Below are 22,705 nucleotides of genomic sequence, written 5' to 3'. Positions count from 1 at the left end.
CCGCACGCGCCACCGCCTGGAGCGGCCATGTACCTGGAATTGCGCGGGATCCGCAAGACCTTCGACGGCGCGGTGGCGCTGGAAGGCATCGACCTGTCGGTGGGCGAGCATGAATTCGTCTGCCTGCTGGGGCCCAGCGGCTGCGGCAAGACAACCCTGCTGCGCATCGTCGCCGGACTATTGCCGTTCGACAGCGGCACCATCACGCTGGGCGGACGCGACCTGTCGCCGCTGCCGGCGCGCAAGCGCGGCTTCGGCATCGTGTTCCAGTCGTATTCGCTGTTTCCCAACATGACCCTGGCCGAGAACGTCGGCTACGGCTTGCGCATCCGTGGCGAGAGCCGCGAGCGCATCGACGCGCGGGTGCGTGAATTGCTGGCGCTGATCAAGCTGCCGGATTATGCACAGCGTTATCCCCATCAGTTGTCCGGCGGACAGCAGCAGCGCGTGGCGTTGGCGCGCGCGCTGGCGGTGGACCCTGCCCTGATCCTGCTCGATGAACCCCTATCGGCGTTGGATGCGCGCGTGCGCACGGACATGCGCGCCGAGATCCACGAGGTGCAGCGCCGCCTGCGGATCCCGACCATCATGGTGACGCACGACCAGGAGGAAGCGCTGACGCTGGCCGACAAGATCGTGTGCATGAATGACGGCCGCGTCGAGCAGGTGGGCTCGCCTTCCGATCTGTATCTGCGGCCGAGCACACGCTTTGTCGCCAACTTCGTCGGCCTGAGCAACCTGTTGCCGACCGATTGGGTGCGCGAGGCCATGCCGGCGCTGCTGGCGACCCGGCCCGATGGCGCCAGCGAACGCTTCGAGGCCTGCCTGCGGCCGGAAAGCCTGCGCATTGCCGCCGATGAACGCGGACCGGGCCGGGTGCGCGAGATGACCTTCATGGGCAACCTGACGCGCGTGCGGGTGGACTGGCTGGGCCGCGAGCTGCTGGTGGAACAGCAGGGCGCGGCGGGCTTGTCGCAGGGCGCGCCGGTGCGCCTGGATATGGCGCCGGGCCAATGCGCCTGGGTCCGCGTATGACGGCGTCCGCCCCACCGGCAAGCGCGGGAGCCACGGCATGAACACGACTCGTCTCGGCGCCACCGCCTCGCCTCGCGCCCACCGCGCGCCGGCATCGTTGGACCGTCTGCTGCTATGGACCTGCGTCGGCATTCCGATGGCCGGTCTGGCGCTGTTTTTCCTCTATCCGCTGGCCACCGTCGGCTGGCGCAGCCTGGTGCAAAAGGACGGCGCCATCGGCCTGGGCAACTATGCCGACGTGTTCGCCACACGCGGTATCCTGACCGCTACGGCCAACAGCCTGGTCATGAGCGCGGCCGCCACCGCGATCAGCCTGCTGCTGGGCTTTGCCATCGCCTTCGGGCTGGACCGCAGCCGCATGCGCGGCAAAGCGTTCGTCAAGCTGGCGCTGGTACTGCCGCTGCTGGCGCCGTCGCTGGTACAGGGGTTGGGACTGATCTTCATCCTCGGCCGCAATGGCCTGGTGCACCGCTGGACTGGGTGGGAACTCGACATCTATGGCTTCTGGGGGCTTCTGATCTCCAACGTGTTCTATGCCCTGCCGCAGGCCGTGCTGATCCTGCAGGCGGCGTTGCGCAACACCGATGCGCGCTACTACGACGCAGCCGAAGTGATGGGCGCGTCCGGCGCGCGGCAGTTCTTCGACATCACACTGCCCAACTGCAAGTTCGGCCTGTTGAGCGCGGGGTTTGTGGTGTTCGTGATCACCATCACCGACTTCGGCAATGCCGCGGTGATCGGCGGCAACTACCGCGTGCTGGCCACCGAGATCTACAGCCAGGTTTCGGGCCAGATGAATTTCGGCATGGGTTCGGTAGTGGGCATCCTGCTGCTGCTGCCGTCGCTGATCTCGCTGCAGATCGAGCGCGTGGCCTCGCAGCGCCAGTTCGGCGCCGCCTCGCCCAGCGGGCTGCGCGTCACGCCGCAACCGGCGCGCGGCCGGGATCTGGCGTTCACGGCCGGCGTACTGCTGTGCGCCAGCACCATCGTGGCGACGGTGGCCACGGTGGTTTTCGCCAGCTTCATGCGGCTGTGGCCGTACCGCATGGAGTGGACTTTGAAGCACTACGACATCACCGTCAGCGGGGGTTATGCGCCGTTGTGGACCTCGCTGTACCTGTCACTTGCGGCCGCGGCCGGCGGGGTGCTGCTGCTGTTCTTCCTGACCTTCGGCGTGTGCCGCATCCCGCGCGCCTGGGCCAAGCTGGTGTACCTGGTGTCGGTGCTGCCGGTGGGCGTGCCGGGACTGGTGCTGGGGCTGTCGTATATCTTCGCCTTCAACTCGCCCGCCAATCCGCTCTACGCGCTGTATGGCAGCGCCGCGCTGATCGCGCTGTGCAACTTCTACCACTATCACACGCAGGGCTTCCTGACGATGATGACCGGCATGCGCGCCGTGCCGCAGGCGCTGGAGGAGGCGGTGAACTGCCTGGGCGGCGGCACGCTGCACGTGTTGCGCGATGCGGTGCTGCCGCAAATTGCCGCGACGGTGCTGGGGGTGTTCTTTTTCCTGTTCATGCGCTCCATGGTGACGCTCTCGGCCGTGATCTTCCTGGTGACGCCGTCAGTCAGCGTGGCGCCGGTTTCCGTCTTGCGGCTGGACGAAGCCGGTTTCGTTTCGCAGGCGGCGGCCTATTCGACGCTTATCATGCTGGTCGTGGGTGGCTCGTTGCTGGCGATGCGCGCGTTGGTTGCGTTGCCGGCGCGGCGCCGCAAATAGATTAGGAAGCATCCGATATGTGGCAAGAAGAGCGGTATCAGAGAATCCGCGCCCTGCTGTCTTCGCTGCAGCAGGTATCGACCGACCGTATCGTCGGCGAATTGGGGGTGTCGCGGGAGACCGTCCGGCGCGATCTGCTGGAACTGGAGGCGATGGGCGAATTGCGCCGCGTGCATGGCGGCGCGGTGCCGGTGCACAGCGAGCCGCCGATCACCGAGCGCGTGCACACTCGCGTCAAGTACAAGCGCGCCATCGCGCGCGCCGCCGCCGGCCTGGTGACGAGCGGCCAGACGCTGTTCCTGGACGCCGGCAGCACCACCAGCATGCTGGCGGACGAGCTGGCCAAGCTGAGCGGCCTGACGCTCATCACCAATTCGTTCGACGTGGCCCTCAAGGTCGGCGCCGCCGGTAGCGGCGCCAATGAACTCATCATGCTGGGTGGATCGGTGGGCGGGCCGGTGTGCGCCACCGCCGGCGACATCACCATCGCCGAAATCCACCGCTACCGCGCCGACGTGGCGCTGCTGTCGCCGGTGGGCGTGGATGCCGAATGCGGCGCCACCAGCTACGACCTGCGCGAAGCCGAGGTGGCGCGCGCCATGGCGGCCAACGCCAAGCAGCGCATCCTGCTGGCCGACTTCAGCAAGATCGGCCTGTGCAGCCGGGTGTCGTACTGCGAGGTCAATCGCATCGACCACCTCATCACCAACACCCACGCGCAAAAACAGCCTGCCTTCGCGGCCCTGGCGGCCGCGGTCGGCAAGATGCTGGTGGTGTAGCGGCGCGTCAGTCCACCGACACGCCCGCGACCTTCACCATGTCGGCCCAGTAGATGGTGTCCTGCCGCAGCCGCTTGCCGAACGCGTCGGGCGCGCTGCCCACGGGCTGGCTGCCGCCGGCCTGGATCTTGGCGATCACGTTGGGCGACTTCATTGCCTGCGCCACGGCCTGCGCCAGATAGGCAATACGCTCGGGCGGCGTGCCGGCCGGCGCGAACAGGCCATACCAATCGTCGGCCGCGATGCCGTCCATGCCGGACTGGCCGAGCGTGGGCGCGCCTTTGAAGATGCCGATGCCGTTCTCGTGGCTCAGCGCCAGCACGCGCAGCTTGCCGGCCGCCACCATGGGTTCGGCCGAGGCCGGCGAGGTGATCAGCATGTCCACGGTGCCGCCCATCAGGTCGGTAATGGCGGGCGCGGCGCCCCGATAGGGCACATGCACCAGCTTGACGTCGGCCTTCTGCGACAGCAGCGCGCCCATCAGGTGACTCATGGTGCCATTGCCGGGCGTGGCATAGGTGATGACGCCAGGCTGCTTGCGCGCGGCATCCAGATAGTCACCGAGCGATTTGTAGGCGCTTTCGCTGCGCGCCACCAGCACCAGCGGCGCCGAGGTGATCTGCGAGATCGGCACGAAGTCCTTGAGCGGATCGAAGCCGACGTTCTTGTACAGGCGCGGGTTGACCGCCATGACACTGGTCTGCGACATCACCAGCGTGTACCCGTCGGGTTTGGCGCGTGAAACCTGCGACGTGCCCACGCTGCCGCCGGCGCCGGAGCGGTTTTCCACTACCACGCTCTGGCCAATGATGGCGCCGAGCTCCTGCGCGATCAGGCGCGCCACGCCGTCGTTGCCGCCCCCGGGCGGAAACGGCGAAACCACCGTAACGGCCTGCTTGGGATAGTCGGCCAGGGGCGCGGGCGCCTGGGCGTGGGCACTCAACCCCCACGCCAGGCAGGCCAGGGCGGCGGCGGTCTTGCAAGCATGTTGCACGAGGTACTTGTTCATCGGTATTTCCCCTTGTGGTTGGCGGCCGGATGCTCGGCCGTCCATTGCATTCCGGTTCGTCATGAACCGTCCGCGCCCCGCCGGCAAAGCGGCGGGGCGTGCTGATCGGATGAAACGTTTCACACGGTCGCCGCGGCGGCCGCGATACCTTGGTCAGCCCGCCGGGAAGCGATAGGCGGCGCGCTCGCGCGCGTCGATCTGCCTGACCAGATTGGTTTCCCAGGCCAGGTACTGGCGCGCCGCGGCCTTGTTGCCGTCGTGGCGGTCGTGCACGAAAAACAGGTAGTCGATGCAATCCCGGTCGGCAGGCTCATCGGGAGTGGCGACCAGCGTCAGGCCGGCGGCCGACCAACTGGCTGGCGTGCCCAGGTTGGCCGCGACGTCACGCGCGCCCAGCGCACGCAGGTCGGCCCCGGCCCAGGCGGCAACGGCGCGATCGTCGGCCAGCAGCACCAGCGGCCGCGACGGATCCAGCGCCAGGCCGGCAAAGCGCGGCCGGATCGACCATTGCGCCCCCGCGATATGCCGCGCACGGTAGCGCATGCTGGAACGGATATCGATCAACCGCGCGCCCTGGGCCAGCGCCGCGGCCAGCGCGGTATCGTCCAGCAGCCTCAGCGGCGGCTCGGCCGGCGGCTCGGCGGGCGCCGGGAGGTCGGCGGCCAGGCCATCCTTGAGCACGCTCGCGTCCCAGCCCATCTGGCGCAGCCAGCTGGCCACCACCGGCGCGCGCACCCCTTCGCCATCGAACACCACGATACGGGCGCCGCGCACGGCCAGGTATTGGTCGGTGGCCTGGATCAACTGCCCCCCCGGGGTGTGCTGGGCGCCGGGCAACGAGCCTTGCGCATATTCTTCGGCACTGCGCACGTCGCACAGAAAGGTGCTGCGGGCCGGGTCGTCCAGCCATGCCCGCACCTGGGCCGCATCCACCAGGGGCACGCCGTGACGTTCGGCCAGGTTGGCGGAGCGTTGTGCCAGCGCGGGCAGATCCTGTACCGCGATGGCCTCGTCGTAGCGGCGGCTGGCGCCGTGGTCGAGCCTGAAGTCCGCCAGGTACCAGCCCTGGGTGCCGTTCTCCAGCGCGTAGACCGGGTTTGGCACGCCCAGGTTGATCAGCGTCTGCGCGCCAATGATGCTGCGCGTGCGGCCGGCGCAGTTGACCACGATAGTGGTATTCGGATCACGCGCCAGAGTGTGGGCGCGCAACGCCAATTCCCCATTCGGACAGCAGATGCCGCCGGGAATGCTCATCTTCTGGTACTCGGCAAAGGGCCTGCCGTCGAGCACGATGAGGTCGTCGCCGCGGCGCTGGCGCTCGGCCAGTTCGGCCGCGCCGATACGCGGTGTATGGAACACTTCTTCGGCCAGTTCGCCGAAAGTCTTGCTGGGTACGTTGACGCCGGCAAATGTGGCATAGCCATCGCGCTGCCATTGCCCGATGCCGCCGGCCAGGCGATAGACGCGCGTATAGCCCAGCGCGCGCAAGGCCGTGGCCGCGCGCATGGCAACGTCATCATCGGCGCCGGCGTCATACACAACCAGGCGCACATCGCGGCGCGGCGCCAGCCGCGAGATGTCGGCTTCCAGCCGGCTGAAGGGCATCGGCGCCGCGTAGAACAGATGGGACTCGCCATACTGGCCATGCTCGCGCACATCCAGCAGCGCGATCTCGCCGTCATCGTGCAACCACTCCTTGAGCGTGTGCGAGTCGATATCGGCCAGGGTCGGAACGGAGGGGGAATGCATCATCAAATCCGCAGGGAGTCGGGAGAGTGGGAATGCGGCGCTTGCGCGTCCGCGCGTAGCGCGCCGAATGCCTGGTCGAGGTCGGCAATCAGGTCGTCGGGGTCTTCCAGGCCGATATGCAGGCGCAGCATCGCGCCGCGCGGGCCAATGGCGGGCAACGACCGCGCGTTGGCCAAATTCACCGGGATCACCAGGCTTTCGAAGCCGCCCCAGGATGCGCCAATGCCGAACAGGCGCAGGCGGTCGATGAGGGCTTCCATGGCGGCATCGCTGATGCCGGCGGCGAACTCCAGCGTCAACAAGCCGTTGGTGCCGGAGCATTCACGCCGCCAGACCGCGTGCGCAGGGTCTCCAGGCAAGGCCGGACACAGCACGCGCGCCACTTCCGCCCTGCCCTGCAGCCACTGCGCCACGCGCAATGCGCTGCGGGCATGTTGCGCCAGGCGCAGCGGCAGCGAACGCATGCCGCGCAGCACCAGATAGGCATCATCGGCGCCGACAGTCTGGCCGAAATCGATGCTGGCTCGTTCCAGCGCGCGCCAGGCGCGCGCATGGGTCACGACCGCGCCCATCATCACGTCGGCGTGGCCGCCCAGGTATTTGGTGGCGGCGAGAATCGAGATGTCCGCGCCCAGCGCCAATGGCTGGCAAAGCAAGCCGGACGCCCAGGTGTTGTCCACAGCCAGCCAGCAATCATGGCGTTGCGCCAACTCAGCCAGCTGCCGCAGATCCGGCATTTCGTAGGTGAGCGAACCCGGCGACTCGGCATAGATCATGCGCGTATTGGGACGCAGCAGCTGCGCCAGGCCGGCGCCGTCCGGGGGATAGAAAGTGAATTCAATGCCCAGCCGCGACAGGTGCTCGGCGCAGAAGCGGCGCACCGGTTCGTAGACCGCATCGGTCACCAGCACATGGTCACCGCAGCGCAGATAGGCCAGCAGCACGGTGGCGATGGCGGCCTGCCCGGTTGGGTACAACTGCGCGCGATGGCCCTGCTCCAGCTCGACCAGCGCGTCCTCCAGCGCGTGCGTGCTGTCGGTGCCGCGCGCGCCATACGACGGCAGCCTTTCCTGTTCGCGGCGGGCGCGGGTGTCACGCCAGGCCGCGACGCTGTCGAACACATAAGTGCTGGCGCGCGTGACCGGGGTGTTGACCCAGCCGGCATGGGGACGCCCGGCGCGCAGCAGGCGCGTCGCGGGCCGCAGGGGCTTGTTCATGGCGGTCAGCGACGGGTCTGCACGCCGATCGGCATGACCTTGCAGGTGCCGGCGGCCAGGTCGAAGGCCAGCCGTTCGTCCAGCGTTTCGAGCGCGCGGCCATACATGTGCAGGTGGCGGATGACGCTGTCGCCCTGGATCTCGACCGCGTGGATGTCGTCGGGCATGAGCGCGATGCCGGCGCCCGGCCCGACCACCACGGTGCCGGTCTGCTTCAGGTGGCCCACGCCGGGCACCGAGCCGTCGTCGGTGCGATCGTAGACGTAGTTGTATTCCACGCCTTCCACCGCCGCGATACAGGCCCAGGTAGTGTGGTTGTGCGGCACGATCTGCTTGCCGGGCCGCATCACGTTCAGGTAGAGCGCGTAGCTTTTGTCGGCGTCTTCGCTGATCAGGTAGCGCGCCTGGCGCTCGCCGTCTTCCGGCGCGGGGTAGCGCTCCTGGTTCCACCAGTCGGTGTGCCCCGCCAGGCCGATGAGTTCGTCCAGCACTGCCTTCAGGCTGTCGCGGTTCAGACCCTTATTTCCTAAAGTATTTTTAATATTTCCGACGGCACTGTCGATGCCATGCTGGTTGGGATGCGGGGTGCTCACGGTGACTTTCTCGCTTGTTTCATGGACTATTGCGGTCACTTTATCGTCAGCCGCCCGCGCCAACAATTTAAATTGCCTTAATATTCCATAAGCATCTCTAATGGTTTCTTGCTGATATCCCCTGTTCCCCATGCGCAATCTCGATCTGGACCTGCTGCGTACGCTGACCGCGATCGCGCGCTACGAGACCTTTTCCGCGGCCGCCAACCGGCTGCACAAGACCCAGTCGGCCGTGACGCAGCAGATGCAACGCCTGGAAGCGACCCTGGGCCTGCCGCTGTTCGAGAAGCAAGGCCGCAACAAGACCCTTTCCAACCACGGCAGGCGACTGGTGGAGTATGCGCGCCACATGCTGGCCATCAACGACGAGGCGCTGCGCGCGCTGCAGGACGGTCCTCTGGAGGGCGATCTGCGGCTGGGCGCGCCGCTCGATGTGGCCGACACCATTCTGCCAACGCTGCTGACCCACATCGCTCGCTCGGCGCCGCGCGTGAAGCTGGAGATCCGCACCGACCGCAGCCCTTTCCTGATGGATGCGCTGCGCGCGGGCGAACTGGACCTGACGATCTCGACGCGCTTCGACCAGGACTTCGAAGGCGTGGCATTGCGCACCTCACCCACGGTGTGGCTGGCCTCGGCCGACTATGTGCATGACATGAATGCGCCGGTTCCGCTGGTGCTGGCCGACGAACCCAGCATCTTTCGCCGGCTGGCATTGACCGCGCTGGAGCAGGCGCAGGTACGCTGGCACACCAACTACGTCGCGCCGAACCTGGTGGGTATCAAGGCGGCACTGCGGGCGGGCTTGGGCGTGACGGCGCGCAGCGTCGAACTACTGGCGCCGGAGATGCGAGTGCTGGGCGAAAAGGAAGGGTTGCCGCCCTTGCCGGACGTGACGTACTTCCTGTGGATCCGGCGTGACCTGATCAATCCGCTGACGCGGCAGGTCTATGACATGCTGCGCACCAGCCTGGGGCTGGCGCATGGCGCGCAAGCGCCGCTCGACCCATAGCGCCGGCGCGCATTCAAGGGGCTGCCCTTGAGTGCGCGCGGCATTTCAATAGCGATCGAAGCAGCGCTGCAAGGCCGCGGTGTCGCGGGTGACGCACAGCGCCAGCATCAACAGGACGCGGGCTTTCTGCGGGTTCAGGTCGGCGGCGGCGACAAAGCCGAGCGTCGCGTCGTCGAGTTCGACGTCACGCGCGACGTAACCACTGCCGGTCCGGCTGGAACGCACCACCGCGACGCCAGCGGCCGCGGCGCGCGTCAAACCAGCGACAGCGAGGTCGGTGGCGTTGCCATCGCCGACCCCGGCCAACACGATACCGTCGGCCTGGCGCGCGATGAAGTCGATGACATCGTCCTGCAGGTTGGCGTGCGCGTAGACCACGTCCACGCGCGGCCAGCCGGCCTTTTCCAGCAATGCGAGTGAAAACTCGCTTTGTGTCGTGTGGACAGTGGTGTTGCGCGAATAGAAGCAGGGCGTGCCGCCATGCATCACGCCGGCGCGTCCCCGGTTGGGCGAGGCAAAGGCATTGATGCCGGCGCTGGCGATCTTCTGGACTTCCCGCGCGTAGTGCACGTCTTCGTTCATGACCACCAGGGGGCCACGTCCGCGCGCGTCGGGATGGCGCGCCAGCGCCACCGCGTTGTAGAGGTTGGCGGGGCCTTCGGCGCCGAGCGCGGTGGCCGGCCGCATCGCGCCGACCAGCACCACGGGTTTGTCATGGCGGATAACCAGGCTGAGAAAGTAAGCGGTTTCCTCGAGCGTGTCGGTGCCGTGCGTGATGACGATGCCGGCCACGGACGGATCCGCGCACAGGGCATCGACGCGTTCGGCCAGCGTGCGCCAGACGGCATGCGTCATGTTCTGGCTGCCGACGTTGGCGACCTGCTCGGCGCGAATCTCCGCCAGGCCTGCCAGTTGCGGCACCGCGGCCAGCAGGTCTCCCACCGAGAACGAGCCGGCCCTGTAGCCGGCGGATGTGGCATCGGCCTGGGCGCCGGCGATCGTGCCACCGGTGGCCAGCACCGCGATGACGGGCAGCGCCTGCTCAGGCATCGACCACCCCGGACAGGCCTTGGCGCTCGAGCAGCGAATTCAGGTGTTCCCAGCCGTGGAAGTCGATGACGATCTGGCCTTTTTCCTTGGCCCCGACCTTCAACGCCACACGCGTGCCAAGGTGATCGGATAGCGCTTCTTCCAGGCGCGTCAGGTCGCGCGAGGCCCCATTGGCCTTCTTCTTGGGAGACGCCGCGCTCTCGGCTTCCTTGGCGGTCTTGGCGACAAGTTTCTCGGCTTCGCGCACCGACAGGCGGCGCGCGATGATCTGGTTGGCCAACTGGATCTGCGTGGCCGCATCCACCGCCAGCAGCGCGCGCGCATGGCCCATGTCGACATCGCCGGCCAGCAGCATGGTCTGCACCGCCGACGCCAGGTTCAACAGGCGCAGCAGGTTGCTGGTGGCCGAACGCGAGCGGCCAATGGCCTGCGCGGCCTGCTCGTGGGTCAGGCCGAATTCGTCCAACAGGCGGCGCACGCCGTGCGCCTCTTCGAGCGGATTGAGATCTTCGCGCTGGATGTTCTCGATCAACGCCATGACGGCCGCATTTTCGTCGGCGACTTCGCGCACCAGCACCGGCACTTCCTTCAATCCGGCCAACTGCGCCGCGCGGAAACGGCGTTCGCCCGCGATGATCTCGTAATGGCCGGGCGCGTCGCCGAGGGCGCGCACAAGAATGGGCTGCATGATGCCTTGCGTGCGGATCGACTCGGCCAGCTCGCCCAACGCGCCCTCGTCCATGCGGGTGCGCGGCTGGTACTTGCCAGCCCGCATCTTCGAAACAGGCAAGGTGGACGGCAGACCCTCGGGCTTGGCCGGGGCCTTGCCGATGTTGTCGATGGCGGGCGCGTCGGCGCCCAGCAAGGCGTCAAGTCCGCGACCCAATCCCTTGGGTTTCTTGGTGGCCATAGTTAAATCCTCTTTCCTTCTGTTTTTGGCATCCCGAACCGGGCTCAGGCGGCCGCCTGCTCGGCGGGCAGGCGGTACCAATACGCGTAACAGTCTTTGAAACCGTAACGGCCATATAAAGCGCGCGCGGCGGTGTTTTGAGGCTCCACCTGCAGGTAGGCCGTGGTGGCGCCGTCTTCGACGCACAACGCCAGCAGATGGTCGACCAGCATCGCGGCATGCCCCTTGCGCCGCTGCGCCGGGTCCGTCACCACGTCGAACAGGCCTGCCAGGTCGCCGTCGCGCACGGCCATGCCACCCGCCACGCAGGCACCGGCGGCATCGAAGGCCAGTACCGGCAGGATATCCACAGCGAGCCCTTCCAGCCGTGCCTGGTGTTCGGCAATATGCTCGGGACGGGATGCGCGCATGCGTCCGACCGCCGCCGCGAAACGGGCAGCGTCCACTGTCCTGAAAAGCAGATCGCCCCTGGCGGACGGCCGTAGGGCGAGCGGCATGCTCATGACTCGGGTCTCTTCGGTAAGGAGGTAGCCCCGGGAGGCGAGTTCGGCGTCCAGGGCGAAATCGGGGCCGATGGAGGTCAGGCGCAACACCATGGGCAAGCCATGGCGCGCGTACAACGTTGAACAATACGCCAGCCGCTCATCAAGCGGACGTGTGGATAACCCCAGCACGTTGATGCTGCGTACCCGTTTGGCCAACGATGGCGCGAACCGCACCAGCCAGCCATCATAAAGCACCTGCGCGCGCACCGCCGTGGCATTGAGCGCGGCCTCTTCCAGTCGCACGCGCAGCGCGTCCCGCACGTCGGCGGACGGCGTACGCAGGCGGCTCGGGTTCGGGGACAGGCGCGTTACGGCGGACATGCGGCGGGCTTATTGGTTGAGTTCGCGGACGCGTTCGATCATTTCGGCGCCAAACGAGATATACGCCTGGGCGCCACGCGACGACCGGTCGTAGATCACGCCGGGCATGCCGTAGCTGGGCGCTTCGGCCAGGCGCACGTTACGCGGCACGACCGTCTTGAAGACCTTGTCGCCGAAGTGCGATTCGAGCTGCGCCGACACTTGCTGTTGCAGCGTCATGCGCGGATCGAACATCACGCGCAGCAAGCCGATGACGCGCAGGTCGTCATTGATATTGCGATGCACACGCTTGATGGTATTGACCAGGTCCGACAATCCTTCAAGCGCGAAGTACTCGCACTGCATGGGAATGATGACCCCGTGCGCCGCGGCCAAGCCGTTCAAGGTCAGCAGCGACAGCGTGGGCGGGCAGTCGATCAGCACGAAATCGTATTGGCTGCCGACGGTGTCGATGGCGGCCTTTAGCTGACGTTCGCGCTCATCCATCTGCACCAGGTCGATTTCGGCGCCGGAAAGCTCGCGGTTGGCGGGCAGCACGTCGTAGCCACCCGATTCCGAACGCACGCGGGCCTGTTCGATGGTGGCTTCGCCGATCAGCACCTGGTACAGGTTCGACTCGAGCGAATTCTTGTCGATGCCGCTGCCCATGGTGGCGTTGCCTTGTGGGTCCAGATCCACCAGCAGCACGCGTTGCTTGTGCGTGGCCAGCCCGGCCGCCAGGTTGATGGCGGTGGTCGTCTTGCCGACGCCGCCCTTCTGGTTGGCGATGCAGAAAACGCGGGCGGTCGAGCTGGGGGGTAAGTTCTTCATAGGGTTCCTTGACTGCGGCGCATCCAGATCAGGCAGCGTTCCGCTTGCAGCTCCGGTACCTGGAGCGGCTGAATATGGTCGACCTGCCATTCCCCACGCGCGTGCAGCGCCTGGATCTCATCATCAGGGACCTTGCCCTTCATGGCGATGAGGGTACCATCGTTGCCCACATGTCTGCCCGCGAGCATCGCAAAATCCTCCAAGGAGGCGAAGGCGCGCGACGTCACAATGTTGCAACCGGCAGGTTCCAGCGTCTCGATGCGCGCATGACGCGCCTGCAGGTTGGGCAGCGCCAAGGCGCCGCTCATCTGCCGGACGAAGGCGGTTTTCTTTTCCACGGCGTCGATGCAGGTTACCGACCACTCGGGCCGCATGACGGCCAGGACCACGCCCGGCAGGCCGCCACCGGAACCGACGTCGTATACCTTGGCGGGCGTGCCGGGCGCACCCAGCGCCGCGCTGAACGGGCCCACCGCGGCCAGGCTGTCGAACAGGTGCTGCACCAGCATCTGTTGCGGGTCACGGATCGCGGTCAGGTTGTAGGTGCGGTTCCAGCGCTGCATTTGCGCCAGGTAATCGAGCAGCTTGGCGGCGGTCGCGGCGTCGGCCTGCAGGCCCAGTTGCTCGAAGGCATGGGCCAGGCGGCCGGCCATGTCCGCGCCGGCCGGGTTGGTTTGGGCGCTCATGCGGCTTGCTTGCGCGAGCCGTAGTGCAGGCGCTTCAGGTGGATAAGCAATAGCGAGATGGCCGCCGGCGTCACGCCGGAGATGCGGCCGGCCTGGCCGATGGTCTCGGGCCGGTGCGTCTTGAGCTTCTGGCGTACTTCGAACGACAGGCTGGTCACGGCGTCGTAATCGACGTCCGCCGGAATCCGCTGTTGTTCGTGCGCGATCTGCTTCTGCACTTCGTCCTGCTGGCGGGCAATGTAGCCGGCGTATTTCACCTGGATCTCGACCTGCTCTGCCAAGACCTCGTCGGCCGCCACGCCAGGACCGGCCAGCAGCGTGCCATCGGTATTGCGAGCGGCCATCAAGGCTTCATAGGAAACATTGGGTCGTTTCAACAAATCTGCTAGTGAGTACTCACGTTCAATAGCCTTGCCCAGGAGCGGTTCGGCCACTTCTTGCGGCAGCAGTCGCGGATTGACCCAGGATGACTTGAGGCGTTCGACTTCGGCAGCGACCGCATCGCGTTTGCGGTTGAAGGCATCCCAGCGGATATCGTCGACGATGCCCAACTGGCGGCCGATCTCGGTCAAGCGCAGATCGGCATTGTCTTCGCGCAGGCTCAAGCGATATTCGGCGCGCGAGGTGAACATGCGATACGGCTCGGTCACACCGCGCGTGACCAGATCATCGACCAGCACGCCCAGGTAGGCTTCGTCGCGCCGTGGCGTCCACTGTTCCCGATCCAGCGCCGATAGCGCGGCGTTGACGCCAGCCAACAGCCCCTGGGCAGCGGCCTCTTCGTAGCCGGTCGTGCCATTGATCTGGCCGGCAAAATAGAGGCCGGCGATCGCCTTGGTTTCCAGCGTGCTCTTCAATCCACGTGGATCGAAGTAGTCGTACTCGATGGCATAGCCAGGGCGCAGGATGTGTGCGTTCTCCAGGCCGGGCAAGGAATGGATCAGCGCCAACTGCACGTCGAATGGCAGGCTGGTTGAGACGCCATTGGGATAGACCTCATGCGTGTCCAGCCCTTCCGGCTCCAGGAACACCTGGTGAGATTCCTTGTCGGCGAAGCGGTGGATCTTGTCTTCGATCGACGGGCAGTAGCGCGGACCCACGCCTTCGATAACGCCACTGTACATCGGCGAACGGTCGAGGCCGCCACGAATGATGTCGTGGGTACGGGCATTGGTATGCGTGATCCAGCACGGCAGTTGGCGCGGATGCATTGCCACGTTGCCCAGGTACGAGAACACCGGCACTGGGTCCAGGTCGCCCGGTTGTTCTTCGAGGATGCTGTAGTTGATGCTGCGGCCATCGATGCGCGGCGGCGTTCCAGTCTTCAGGCGCCCTTGCGGCAACTGCAATTCCTTCAGGCGCTGACCGAGGGAAATGGCGGGAGGATCACCGGCACGGCCACCGGAATAGTTCTGCAAGCCCACGTGGATCAGGCCATTCAGGAAGGTGCCCGCAGTGAGGACTACGGTCTTGGCCCGGAACTTCAAGCCGACTTGGGTTACCGCGCCGACCACACGGTCGCCCTCCACCATCAGATCTTCCACCGCCTGCTGGAACAGCCACAGATTGGGCTGATTTTCGAGGCGGCTCCGAATCGCTTTGCGGTACAGAACCCGATCGGCCTGTGCGCGCGTCGCCCGGACGGCAGGCCCCTTGGAGCTATTCAGGATACGGAATTGGATCCCCGCTTCATCGGTGGCCAATGCCATGGCGCCACCGAGAGCGTCGACTTCTTTGACGAGATGCCCCTTGCCGATCCCGCCGATGGAGGGATTGCAGGACATTTGGCCTAGGGTTTCGATGTTATGGGTCAGGAGCAGCGTCTGGGCACCTGTGCGTGCCGCAGCCAACGCCGCTTCGGTACCGGCGTGACCGCCTCCGACGACGATGACATCGAATTCGCGGGGATAATCCATGATGGGGGGAAAAGATAAGAGAGCGTTCGGTGCTCATTATAGAGGCAGGGTTGGCATGTTTCACGTGAAACATGGCCCGACCACGTAAAGCATCGTGATGAACGGCTCCGTGCGTGCGAAATGACAACGCCGTGCGGGAATGGAGGCGTCGGGGCCCAGGGGTGTGCCGCTGGCGCCATCGGCAGACGACGAGGTGAACCATCGGTGCGAGACAGATCAGAAGCCGACCTGGGTTCTCGAGGCGAAATGCAGCTCAAATATGTCGGCATCTGCCGCTGTTCCGTGGTGTTTCACGTGGAACATCCGCAGATCAGGTTCTCCTCATGATGTTTCACGTGAAACATCTAGCATTTCGATCAGCGCACGGTTGGAAGCGGCAGAATGGGTCATGACTACCACTTGGCGTCCTGTTAATGCTCTTTCGCTGCTACCCCTATGTTCCACGTGGAACATTGATATGAGCACGACGGCACACCTAACCTTGTACGAAAGAAAACTTCTCGGTCTACCCATTCCACGAGAAGCACACCGCAGAGCCAATGGACTCTACCCTTCAACAAAAGGAAAATGGGCACGCTCTTGGTATCCCAAGAATTCGGGGGAGGGATGCCATCTGCCCCCTCTTTCACTCCAAGTACCCAACGTCGGTCTGAGCGAACCTTCCAAGAAGCTTGGGCACCGAACTCAATATACGAGTTGTTCCACGTGAAACACGCTATCCAGCCAGACCGCTCGGTAAGAAACGGCACCCGAGTATGAGGTTCAATCGGAGATCCGGCTGCGATTCAAAGACGCTACGCCTCGGCCCAACGATGACATGCTTCTCGCAAGTTCTAGGAATAGTGTGACTTTTTCCGCCCTACCCTACCCCTACCCTTGGAAAGCCAATAAATTTCCATGGTCGAACGGCCGCCTGTATGCCCGAACTTGCCTCCCCACACCCGCAGCTGGCAAACGGCCAAGCCGGTGCCGGTCAAGGCCGCTGGGCCGGGTACGGTCATTCTGTTGAAACACTGAACCGCTAGCGGGATGGGCCAAAAATATCGCTAGCACCACCCAGCACAAAGGAGTCCAGGGATAAGCGAGCAGGTCAACGAAAGCCTCTTCGACGGATGCCCGACATCCCTAGATCCCGCAGGCCAGATTGCCCAAATGGCTTCTTTCGTTGAAAAAGAGCAAAGCCCATCGGCGCGGTCTAACAAGCTATTCACAGCCAGGCCACGCTCCGCGACTTATCAACAGTGACATTCACATGCCCGCGTCACGACGGTTCCACGTGGAACAACGTTGGGGATAACTTGCCTGGAGGACGTGCAATCCATCGGCCCAGATTTGGATATCTAGTGCAGCACCTGGCTGCAGCGACAATTACCCAGATTCAGGAAAACACACAAAACCGCAATTTCGCCCCAGGGAAATCCGGCTCGGCAATGCGCGGACCGTTCGCCGCACAGAGCAGATAAAGCGTGCCATCCGGTCGCCATGATCCCAGGCACAACAGTGGACAAAAATGTGGATAAGCCCAGGCTATCGATGCGATAAGGAACTTCGGCGCAACGCTTCAGTCAAACCGCCGCATGCGTTCACCTGGCGTTTTCCACAATCAGCATACCGGGGCCAGGCACGGGCTCGATGCCAGTGGCATACCGCAGCAAGCGCTACCCCATGCTCATCTTGCCCGCATAGGCCTGGCCACGCCATCATCCTTTCGACCGAGGCACTTCGGTCGGCCGCAAGCGCCACCACCACCCGGCTGTGGAAAACCCTGCCGCGCCGCCGCCCGGGGTAAAGCCACCGTCGCCTAATCCCGTCGGCAAAATCGTTCCCCATGACGGTGGCCAATCGCTGGCAGGGACTCGCTGCCCCCGTCTGCCGGACACGTCCCGACATGAATATCCCCATTTCTATCCACAGGCTGGGCACCCGCCTTTTGGCTATCCCAAGTGTCATCCTGTGTATAACCGTGGTGGGGATATCTCTGTGAACAACCACGCTCGAAACGGCCAATACCAAGCTCGGCCGCACTCTCAGCGCCGCGCTGGCCGTGGCGGCCGCTGCCGCCAAGCTTCATATAAAACGCGGTAAGGGCCCGAATTTACTAGGGAAAATCCATGTTTCCCCAAAAACAACTCGGAGCCGAAGGTGGCCGATCCCCTCGTCCAACGAGATCAAGACCGGATCTGGACTCAGTCATGAAAATGTGCAAAACCGCCGCCACGGTAGAGCCCTGCTTCAATGCTGCGCAATGAAATCAACGCGTGCGAAAATAATTATCCACAAACTTATCCAAGGTAAGAGAATAAGTTAGTAAGCACTAACAAATGATCGAAAAGGCGCCGGCAGATCACAGCCCCAATGAAACAACGCCCCAGACCTTTAGGTTCTGGGGCGTTGTGACCAGGTCTTGCCTGGCCGACGGGAAATTGGGATTTCCCGATTTAGAGCGGGCGAATTTCGGCCGCTTGAGGTCCTTTCGGACCATCCTTGACTTCGAATTCGACTTCCTGCCCTTCGTTCAGGCTGCGATAGCCGCGGCCCTGGATGGCGGAAAAGTGTGCGAAAACATCGGTACCGCCGGCGTCCGGCGTAATGAAACCGTAACCCTTGTCAGCGTTGAACCACTTAACTTTGCCCTTCTGAGCCATTTTCCTAGCGTCCTGTAATTAACGAGATGCAATGAATCAAGGACGCCGTGAGAACTGAACGACCGGTAGGGATACCTGCGTTGCTGCTGCGTTCTCGCATGCCGCAAAAGCGGCGGACGAGACCGCGCGCTGCTTGAATCAACTGCGGAATCAGCATACTCATCCACCATTACAGCCTCATATTGTTGTTTTCCCCAATGTCGTATTTTTCTGACTGGCAGCGTAGTACCGCTACGCGGAATTTGCCTGGCGCCGCGCCAGCCACGCGTATAGCGGGCCGGTGACAAGCACCACAAATACCATGCGCGTCACGTGAAACGCGGTGACCACCGGCACGCCCAATTGCAGCACCTTGGCCGTGATCGCCATTTCGGCAATGCCACCTGGCGTCGTCCCCAGGATCAAGGTCGGCATGGGCGCGGCGGACCACCACGACAGCAAGGCACCCAGGCCAAAGGCCAACCCCAATGCCACCAAGGTGAAGGCCGCCACCACCGCGATGAAACGCGGCGCCGCGCGGAAAAAGTCTGGCCGGTAGCGGTCGCCCAGCGACCAACCGATAAGCAATTGCCCGATCTTCGGCACATAGTCGGGCAAGGCCGAAAGTTCTATGTCGCATGCGGTCAGCGTCATCGCAACCAGCATCGGGCCCAGCACCCAGGGATTGGGCCAGCGCAGTTTCATGAAAAGCAAACCGCCGAAACACGTCAAGGCGACCAGCGCCGCCAGGCCGGCGCTGTCCACCGTACGTGGCCCTGGCACGGTCGGATCCAGGCCCGCCACGCCCCACCATTGGAAGATGAACGGCACCGTCACGACCACCAGCAATACACGCACACTGTGCGCCGTTGCCACGCGATCGATACGGGCGCCGTGGCGTTCGGCCAGGCTGGCCATTTCGCTGGCGCCGCCGATCGCCGAGGCGAACCACGCGGTCTTGAAATCGGCGTCGGTGTAGCGCCGCAACAGCGCCGTGCCGAGAAACGCCAGCCCCAGCGCGAACAACATGCCGACGATGATGGGACCGGCATTGCCGCCGATATGCCCGATCACCTGGGGCGTGAAGTACAGGCCCAGCGACGTGCCGATGACCCATTGCCCCGCATTGCGCGCCGGCCGCGGGCACACCGTGCCGCCCCCGGCGATGCGCACAGCCGCCGTCAGCAACAGCGCCCCCAGCATCCACGGCAACGGCATATGCGCCCATACCGCCAACAACGCGCCGGCCAATGCGATCGCCAGCCCGGCCAGAATCCTGCACCACATGTTTTGCGCCACGCTATGCCCACGCCATAAGCTCATGAGAATCCCGAATTATGAGTTAGTGGGATACTTACGAAAACTCTCGCGCACACACCGCGTTCCATTTCGCGTCCACCATGATCCGATCCAAACTTCCCGACGTCGGCACCACCATCTTCACCGTCATGAGCCGCCTGGCCATCGAACACCAGGCCATCAACCTGGGACAGGGCTTTCCGGACTTCGACCCCGATCCTGCCCTGTGCGCGCTGGTCACCAAGGCCATGGCAGAAGGCCACAACCAGTATCCCTACATGCCCGGCGTGGCGCCGCTGCGCCAGGCCATCGCCGCCAAGGCGCAGGCCCTGTACGGCCACGCCTATGATCCCGAAACCGAAATCACCGTCACCAGCGGCGCGACCGAAGCGCTCATGGCCACGGTGCTGGCCGCCGTCGGCAGCGGCGACGAGGTCGTCGTCATCGAGCCTTGCTACGACTCGTACCTGCCGGCCATCCGGCTGGCCGGCGGCACCGCCGTGCCGGTGCCGCTGCGCGCGCCGACGGCGGACGATCCGTACTACCGCATCGATTGGCAGCGCGTGCGCGATGCCATCACGTCCAAGACCCGCCTGTTGATGCTGAACTTTCCGCATAACCCGACAGGCGCCGTGCTGGACGATAGCGACCTCGATGCGCTCGAAGCCATCGTGCGCGATACCGGCGTGCTGCTGGTGTCGGACGAGGTCTATGAACACATCGTGTTCGACGGCAAGCCGCATGCGAGCGTGGCGCGCCGTCCGGTGCTGGCCGAACATGCTTTCGTCATCTCATCGTTCGGCAAGACCTACCACACCACCGGCTGGAAGATCGGCTACTGCTGCGCGCCGCGCCAGCTCAGCGCCGAATTGCGCAAAGTGCACCAGTTCATGGTGTTCACGGTGCCATCGCCGATGCAGTTCGCGCTCGCCGAGTTCATGCGCGATCCCAAGCCCTATCTGGCCCTGCCTGCCTTTTACCAGGCCAAGCGCGACCGCCTGGCGCAAGGCCTGGCCAATACACGCTTCAAGCCCCTGCCCAGTCCCGGCACGTTCTTCCTGCTGGCGGATTACAGCGAGATCTCCAGGCAGGACGAAGCCGACTTCGCCCGCGATCTCACGGTGCGCCACGGCGTGACGGTGATACCGGTTTCCGCTTTCTATCAACGGCCCGATGCGGCCGAGTCGAATCATCGCATCGTGCGCTTCTGCTTCGCCAAGCAAGACGCCACGCTGGACGCGGCACTGGAACGATTGGCACAGGTCTGACGGTGAGCGCCGGCGTTTCCCTGCCACCGGGCGGATTTCTCCGGCCGAAAAAAAAGGAGCGCCGCAGCGCTCCTGTGCAATAACCGGTGCCGTCACGCAAGGCGGGCCCGCCGGCCCTGACGGGCGGGCCTGCGCCAGCCGGCGTCACACCGATTCGGCGGCAACCTTCCTGGTCTTGCGCATGCGGCGCAGCAACTGCGGCACCACCACTACCGCGGCCGCGGCGATCCACAGCCCGATGGCAACCGGGCTGCCAAACAGCACCGACACATTGCCATCGGTGATCGACAAGGCGCGGCGCAAGTTCTGTTCCATCATGTCACCCAGCACCACGCCCAGCACCAGTGGCGCCATCGGCACGCCGAACTTGCGCAGGAAATAACCCAGCGTACCGATGCCGGCCACCAGCAACAGATCGAAGGTCCCGGCGTTGATCGCGTACACGCCGATATAGCTGATGCACAGGATGCCTGGCACCATCAGCCAGCCCGGCACCGAAAGCACCTTCGAGAACAGGCGGACCATCGGCACATTCATGACGAACAACAGCACATTGGCCACGAACAGCGAGGCAATCAGGCCCCACACCAGCTCCGGCTTGGTGTCGAACAGCACCGGCCCCGGCGTGATGTTGTAGAGCGTCAGCGCCCCCATCATCACCGCCGTCGTGCCCGACCCCGGCACGCCCAGCGTCAGCATCGGCACGAACGAACCGATGGCCGACGAGGTGGCAGCCGCTTCCGGAGCGACCAGGCCGCGCATATCGCCCTTGCCGAATTTGGCATCGGGGTCCTTGGCCTCGATGATGCGCTTTTCCTGCGAGTACGCCACGGCCGCGGCGACACTGGCGCCCGCGCCGGGCAGCACGCCCACGCCGAAGCCGACGAAGGCACTGCGCACCACGCTCCACCAGGTAAACGCCAGTTCCTTCAGGTTGAACAATTTGCGGCCGCTGGACTTGACCTCGACACTCTGGCCCGCCGCCACTTTCTCGAGCATTTCCAGCATCTCGCTGACCGCGAACAAGGCGATCACCACCACCACGAAATCGATCCCATCGGCCAGGTGCACGGAATCGAAGGTGTAGCGATACACGCCGGAGTTTGCATCGACGCCGATCACCGAGATCGACAGGCCTATCATGGCCGCCAGCACGCCCTTGACAGGTTGCTTGCCCAGCAGGCTGGTGAGGCAGCAGAAGGCAAACACCATCAGCACGAAGTATTCGGCCGGGCCAAAGGCCAGCGCCCACCTGGCCAGTAACGGCGCCAACAGGATGATGCCGACCACCGATACGATGGCGCCGAAGAACGCCGACCAGGCCGACAGCGACAACGCCACGTTGGCCAGGCCCTGGCGCGCCAGCGGATAGCCGTCCAGCGTGGTCATGATGGCGCTGGCCTCGCCGGGCACGTTCAGCAGGATCGAGGTAATGCGCCCGCCATACTCGGCGCCCACATATACGGCCGCCAGCAGGATCAGCGCGGTCTCGGGCGGCAGGTTCATGGCGAATGCGATCGGGATCAGCATCGCTACGCCGTTGATCGGCCCCAGGCCCGGCAGCACGCCAACCATGGTGCCAAAGAACGAACCAATCGCCGCCACCAGGATGTTGGTCCAGGAGAACGCCACGCCGAAGCCGATCGCCAGATGATCAAGAATGCCGCTCATATCAGATTCTCCAGCAGCCCACCGGGCAGCACCACGTCCAGCACCTTGTCGAACAGGACGAAAAAGAAAGCGCTCATGACGAGCCCGCCGATGGCGCACTTGACCCAGCCGCCGCCGAACAGCCGGCCGACGAACACCGTCATCAACGCCGTCGCAATGACGAAGCCGAGCCACTGGAACAGGAATGCGTAGGCAGTGGCGAAAGCCACCATCAACACGATGCGGCCGTTGGCTCCGGCGGGGTTCGGTTCAACCGCGTTGCCCCCCTTGTAGGCCAGGCGCAGTCCGCACAGGCCGATGATCAGCGCCAGCAGCAGCGGGAAGGCGCGTGGGCCCACCGGCTCATAGGCGAACGGCGCTTCGATGCCCCATCCCGCCCAGGTCATGAAGGCCGCCAGCGCAAGCGCCGCGATGCCCAGAGTTCGATCGTTCATGATCAGCGTTCCGTTGGTAAAGGGGACCGCGCGGCGCGCACCCGCCCTGGCCGCCGG

At 64.8% G+C, this 22,705-nt stretch carries 19 protein-coding genes; 5 read left to right on the top strand and 14 right to left on the bottom strand.

All coding sequences use genetic code 11. The annotated features are described in order from the left end of the window. From AC6LKG_RS12895 to AC6LKG_RS12885, 3 genes are all read left to right on the top strand, one after another. Positions 1-1,035, top strand: a 1,035-nt coding sequence (locus AC6LKG_RS12895) for an ABC transporter ATP-binding protein (RefSeq protein WP_498164905.1), incomplete at its 5' end; no start/stop codon positions are given. A gap of 37 nt (positions 1,036-1,072) precedes the next feature. Beyond that, a complete protein-coding gene (locus tag AC6LKG_RS12890) occupies positions 1,073-2,755 on the top strand; it encodes an ABC transporter permease subunit (RefSeq protein WP_498164904.1) in 1,683 nt (560 codons plus the stop codon). Between the two features lie 17 nt (positions 2,756-2,772). Next, a complete protein-coding gene (locus AC6LKG_RS12885) occupies positions 2,773-3,534 on the top strand; it encodes a DeoR/GlpR family DNA-binding transcription regulator (protein WP_498164903.1) in 762 nt (253 codons plus the stop codon). 7 nt (positions 3,535-3,541) lie between these two features. Here AC6LKG_RS12885 and AC6LKG_RS12880 read toward each other — a convergent pair whose 3' ends face one another. The 4 genes from AC6LKG_RS12880 to AC6LKG_RS12865 all read right to left on the bottom strand — a co-directional run bounded on the left by AC6LKG_RS12880 (position 3,542) and on the right by AC6LKG_RS12865 (position 8,102). Beyond that, a complete protein-coding gene (locus AC6LKG_RS12880) occupies positions 3,542-4,543 on the bottom strand; it encodes a Bug family tripartite tricarboxylate transporter substrate binding protein (RefSeq protein ID WP_498164902.1) in 1,002 nt (333 codons plus the stop codon). Between the two features lie 153 nt (positions 4,544-4,696). Beyond that, positions 4,697-6,292: a rhodanese-like domain-containing protein gene (locus AC6LKG_RS12875; RefSeq protein WP_498164900.1), complete on the bottom strand. Its 1,596-nt coding sequence runs from the start codon at positions 6,290-6,292 to the stop codon at positions 4,697-4,699. Between the two features lie 2 nt (positions 6,293-6,294). Beyond that, a complete protein-coding gene (metC, locus tag AC6LKG_RS12870) occupies positions 6,295-7,509 on the bottom strand; it encodes a cystathionine beta-lyase (RefSeq protein ID WP_498164899.1) in 1,215 nt (404 codons plus the stop codon). 5 nt (positions 7,510-7,514) lie between these two features. After that, on the bottom strand, positions 7,515-8,102 hold the full coding sequence (locus AC6LKG_RS12865) for a cysteine dioxygenase family protein (protein ID WP_498164898.1): 588 nt from the start codon (positions 8,100-8,102) through the stop codon (positions 7,515-7,517). Positions 8,103-8,232: 130 nt separating this feature from the next. On the opposite strand from AC6LKG_RS12865, the gene AC6LKG_RS12860 reads away from it, so the two are divergent. Next, complete coding sequence (locus AC6LKG_RS12860; protein ID WP_498164896.1) at positions 8,233-9,114, top strand: LysR substrate-binding domain-containing protein; 882 nt, start codon at positions 8,233-8,235, stop codon at positions 9,112-9,114. A gap of 45 nt (positions 9,115-9,159) precedes the next feature. On the opposite strand, the gene AC6LKG_RS12855 is transcribed toward AC6LKG_RS12860, so the two are convergent. The 8 genes from AC6LKG_RS12855 to AC6LKG_RS12820 all read right to left on the bottom strand — a co-directional run bounded on the left by AC6LKG_RS12855 (position 9,160) and on the right by AC6LKG_RS12820 (position 19,263). After that, on the bottom strand, positions 9,160-10,164 hold the full coding sequence (locus tag AC6LKG_RS12855; RefSeq protein WP_498164894.1) for an asparaginase: 1,005 nt from the start codon (positions 10,162-10,164) through the stop codon (positions 9,160-9,162). After that, positions 10,157-11,074, bottom strand: coding sequence for a ParB/RepB/Spo0J family partition protein (locus AC6LKG_RS12850; RefSeq protein WP_498164892.1), 918 nt, complete (start codon positions 11,072-11,074; stop codon positions 10,157-10,159). Before AC6LKG_RS12850 ends, AC6LKG_RS12855 begins: the two co-directional genes overlap by 8 nt. Positions 11,075-11,118: 44 nt before the next feature. Continuing rightward, on the bottom strand, positions 11,119-11,940 hold the full coding sequence (locus tag AC6LKG_RS12845; protein ID WP_498164891.1) for a GNAT family N-acetyltransferase: 822 nt from the start codon (positions 11,938-11,940) through the stop codon (positions 11,119-11,121). A gap of 9 nt (positions 11,941-11,949) precedes the next feature. Continuing rightward, positions 11,950-12,750 (bottom strand): ParA family protein, encoded by an 801-nt coding sequence (locus AC6LKG_RS12840; protein ID WP_498164890.1) that lies wholly within the window; start codon positions 12,748-12,750, stop codon positions 11,950-11,952. Then, positions 12,747-13,436, bottom strand: coding sequence for a 16S rRNA (guanine(527)-N(7))-methyltransferase RsmG (gene rsmG / locus AC6LKG_RS12835; protein WP_498164888.1), 690 nt, complete (start codon positions 13,434-13,436; stop codon positions 12,747-12,749). Before rsmG ends, AC6LKG_RS12840 begins: the two co-directional genes overlap by 4 nt. Further along, positions 13,433-15,352: a tRNA uridine-5-carboxymethylaminomethyl(34) synthesis enzyme MnmG gene (gene mnmG, locus AC6LKG_RS12830; protein WP_498164887.1), complete on the bottom strand. Its 1,920-nt coding sequence runs from the start codon at positions 15,350-15,352 to the stop codon at positions 13,433-13,435. The genes rsmG and mnmG overlap by 4 nt, the downstream gene beginning before the upstream one ends. Positions 15,353-17,790: 2,438 nt before the next feature. Further along, positions 17,791-17,997, bottom strand: coding sequence for a cold-shock protein (locus AC6LKG_RS12825; RefSeq protein WP_006389561.1), 207 nt, complete (start codon positions 17,995-17,997; stop codon positions 17,791-17,793). Positions 17,998-18,228: 231 nt separating this feature from the next. Next, a complete protein-coding gene (locus tag AC6LKG_RS12820; RefSeq protein WP_498164885.1) occupies positions 18,229-19,263 on the bottom strand; it encodes an AbrB family transcriptional regulator in 1,035 nt (344 codons plus the stop codon). 113 nt (positions 19,264-19,376) lie between these two features. On the opposite strand from AC6LKG_RS12820, the gene AC6LKG_RS12815 reads away from it, so the two are divergent. Continuing rightward, positions 19,377-20,543, top strand: coding sequence for a pyridoxal phosphate-dependent aminotransferase (locus tag AC6LKG_RS12815; protein ID WP_498164884.1), 1,167 nt, complete (start codon positions 19,377-19,379; stop codon positions 20,541-20,543). 144 nt (positions 20,544-20,687) lie between these two features. Here the strand turns inward: AC6LKG_RS12815 and AC6LKG_RS12810 are convergent, their stop codons facing one another. Together AC6LKG_RS12810 and AC6LKG_RS12805 are read right to left on the bottom strand one after the other, a co-directional pair. Continuing rightward, positions 20,688-22,214: a tripartite tricarboxylate transporter permease gene (locus tag AC6LKG_RS12810; protein WP_498164882.1), complete on the bottom strand. Its 1,527-nt coding sequence runs from the start codon at positions 22,212-22,214 to the stop codon at positions 20,688-20,690. Beyond that, positions 22,211-22,648: a tripartite tricarboxylate transporter TctB family protein gene (locus tag AC6LKG_RS12805; protein WP_498164880.1), complete on the bottom strand. Its 438-nt coding sequence runs from the start codon at positions 22,646-22,648 to the stop codon at positions 22,211-22,213. Before AC6LKG_RS12805 ends, AC6LKG_RS12810 begins: the two co-directional genes overlap by 4 nt. Between the last annotated feature and the right edge of the window lie 57 nt (positions 22,649-22,705).

This window comes from Achromobacter sp. 46006 (genome assembly GCF_059761975.1).
Note: the sequence above shows the minus strand (reverse complement) of the source record. Positions and strands in the feature narration are given on the sequence as shown.

Coding starts and splice junctions, on each gene's coding strand:
- mnmG (WP_498164887.1), bottom strand. CDS start 15,352: ATGGATTATCCCCGCGAATTCGATGTCATCGTCGTCGGAGGCGGTCAC.
- AC6LKG_RS12820 (WP_498164885.1), bottom strand. CDS start 19,263: ATGTGGTGCAGGATTCTGGCCGGGCTGGCGATCGCATTGGCCGGCGCG.
- AC6LKG_RS12855 (WP_498164894.1), bottom strand. CDS start 10,164: ATGCCTGAGCAGGCGCTGCCCGTCATCGCGGTGCTGGCCACCGGTGGC.
- AC6LKG_RS12845 (WP_498164891.1), bottom strand. CDS start 11,940: ATGTCCGCCGTAACGCGCCTGTCCCCGAACCCGAGCCGCCTGCGTACG.
- AC6LKG_RS12810 (WP_498164882.1), bottom strand. CDS start 22,214: ATGAGCGGCATTCTTGATCATCTGGCGATCGGCTTCGGCGTGGCGTTC.
- AC6LKG_RS12875 (WP_498164900.1), bottom strand. CDS start 6,292: ATGCATTCCCCCTCCGTTCCGACCCTGGCCGATATCGACTCGCACACG.
- metC (WP_498164899.1), bottom strand. CDS start 7,509: ATGAACAAGCCCCTGCGGCCCGCGACGCGCCTGCTGCGCGCCGGGCGT.
- AC6LKG_RS12825 (WP_006389561.1), bottom strand. CDS start 17,997: ATGGCTCAGAAGGGCAAAGTTAAGTGGTTCAACGCTGACAAGGGTTAC.
- AC6LKG_RS12840 (WP_498164890.1), bottom strand. CDS start 12,750: ATGAAGAACTTACCCCCCAGCTCGACCGCCCGCGTTTTCTGCATCGCC.
- AC6LKG_RS12815 (WP_498164884.1), top strand. CDS start 19,377: ATGATCCGATCCAAACTTCCCGACGTCGGCACCACCATCTTCACCGTC.
- AC6LKG_RS12805 (WP_498164880.1), bottom strand. CDS start 22,648: ATGAACGATCGAACTCTGGGCATCGCGGCGCTTGCGCTGGCGGCCTTC.
- AC6LKG_RS12890 (WP_498164904.1), top strand. CDS start 1,073: ATGAACACGACTCGTCTCGGCGCCACCGCCTCGCCTCGCGCCCACCGC.
- AC6LKG_RS12880 (WP_498164902.1), bottom strand. CDS start 4,543: ATGAACAAGTACCTCGTGCAACATGCTTGCAAGACCGCCGCCGCCCTG.
- rsmG (WP_498164888.1), bottom strand. CDS start 13,436: ATGAGCGCCCAAACCAACCCGGCCGGCGCGGACATGGCCGGCCGCCTG.
- AC6LKG_RS12860 (WP_498164896.1), top strand. CDS start 8,233: ATGCGCAATCTCGATCTGGACCTGCTGCGTACGCTGACCGCGATCGCG.
- AC6LKG_RS12885 (WP_498164903.1), top strand. CDS start 2,773: ATGTGGCAAGAAGAGCGGTATCAGAGAATCCGCGCCCTGCTGTCTTCG.
- AC6LKG_RS12850 (WP_498164892.1), bottom strand. CDS start 11,074: ATGGCCACCAAGAAACCCAAGGGATTGGGTCGCGGACTTGACGCCTTG.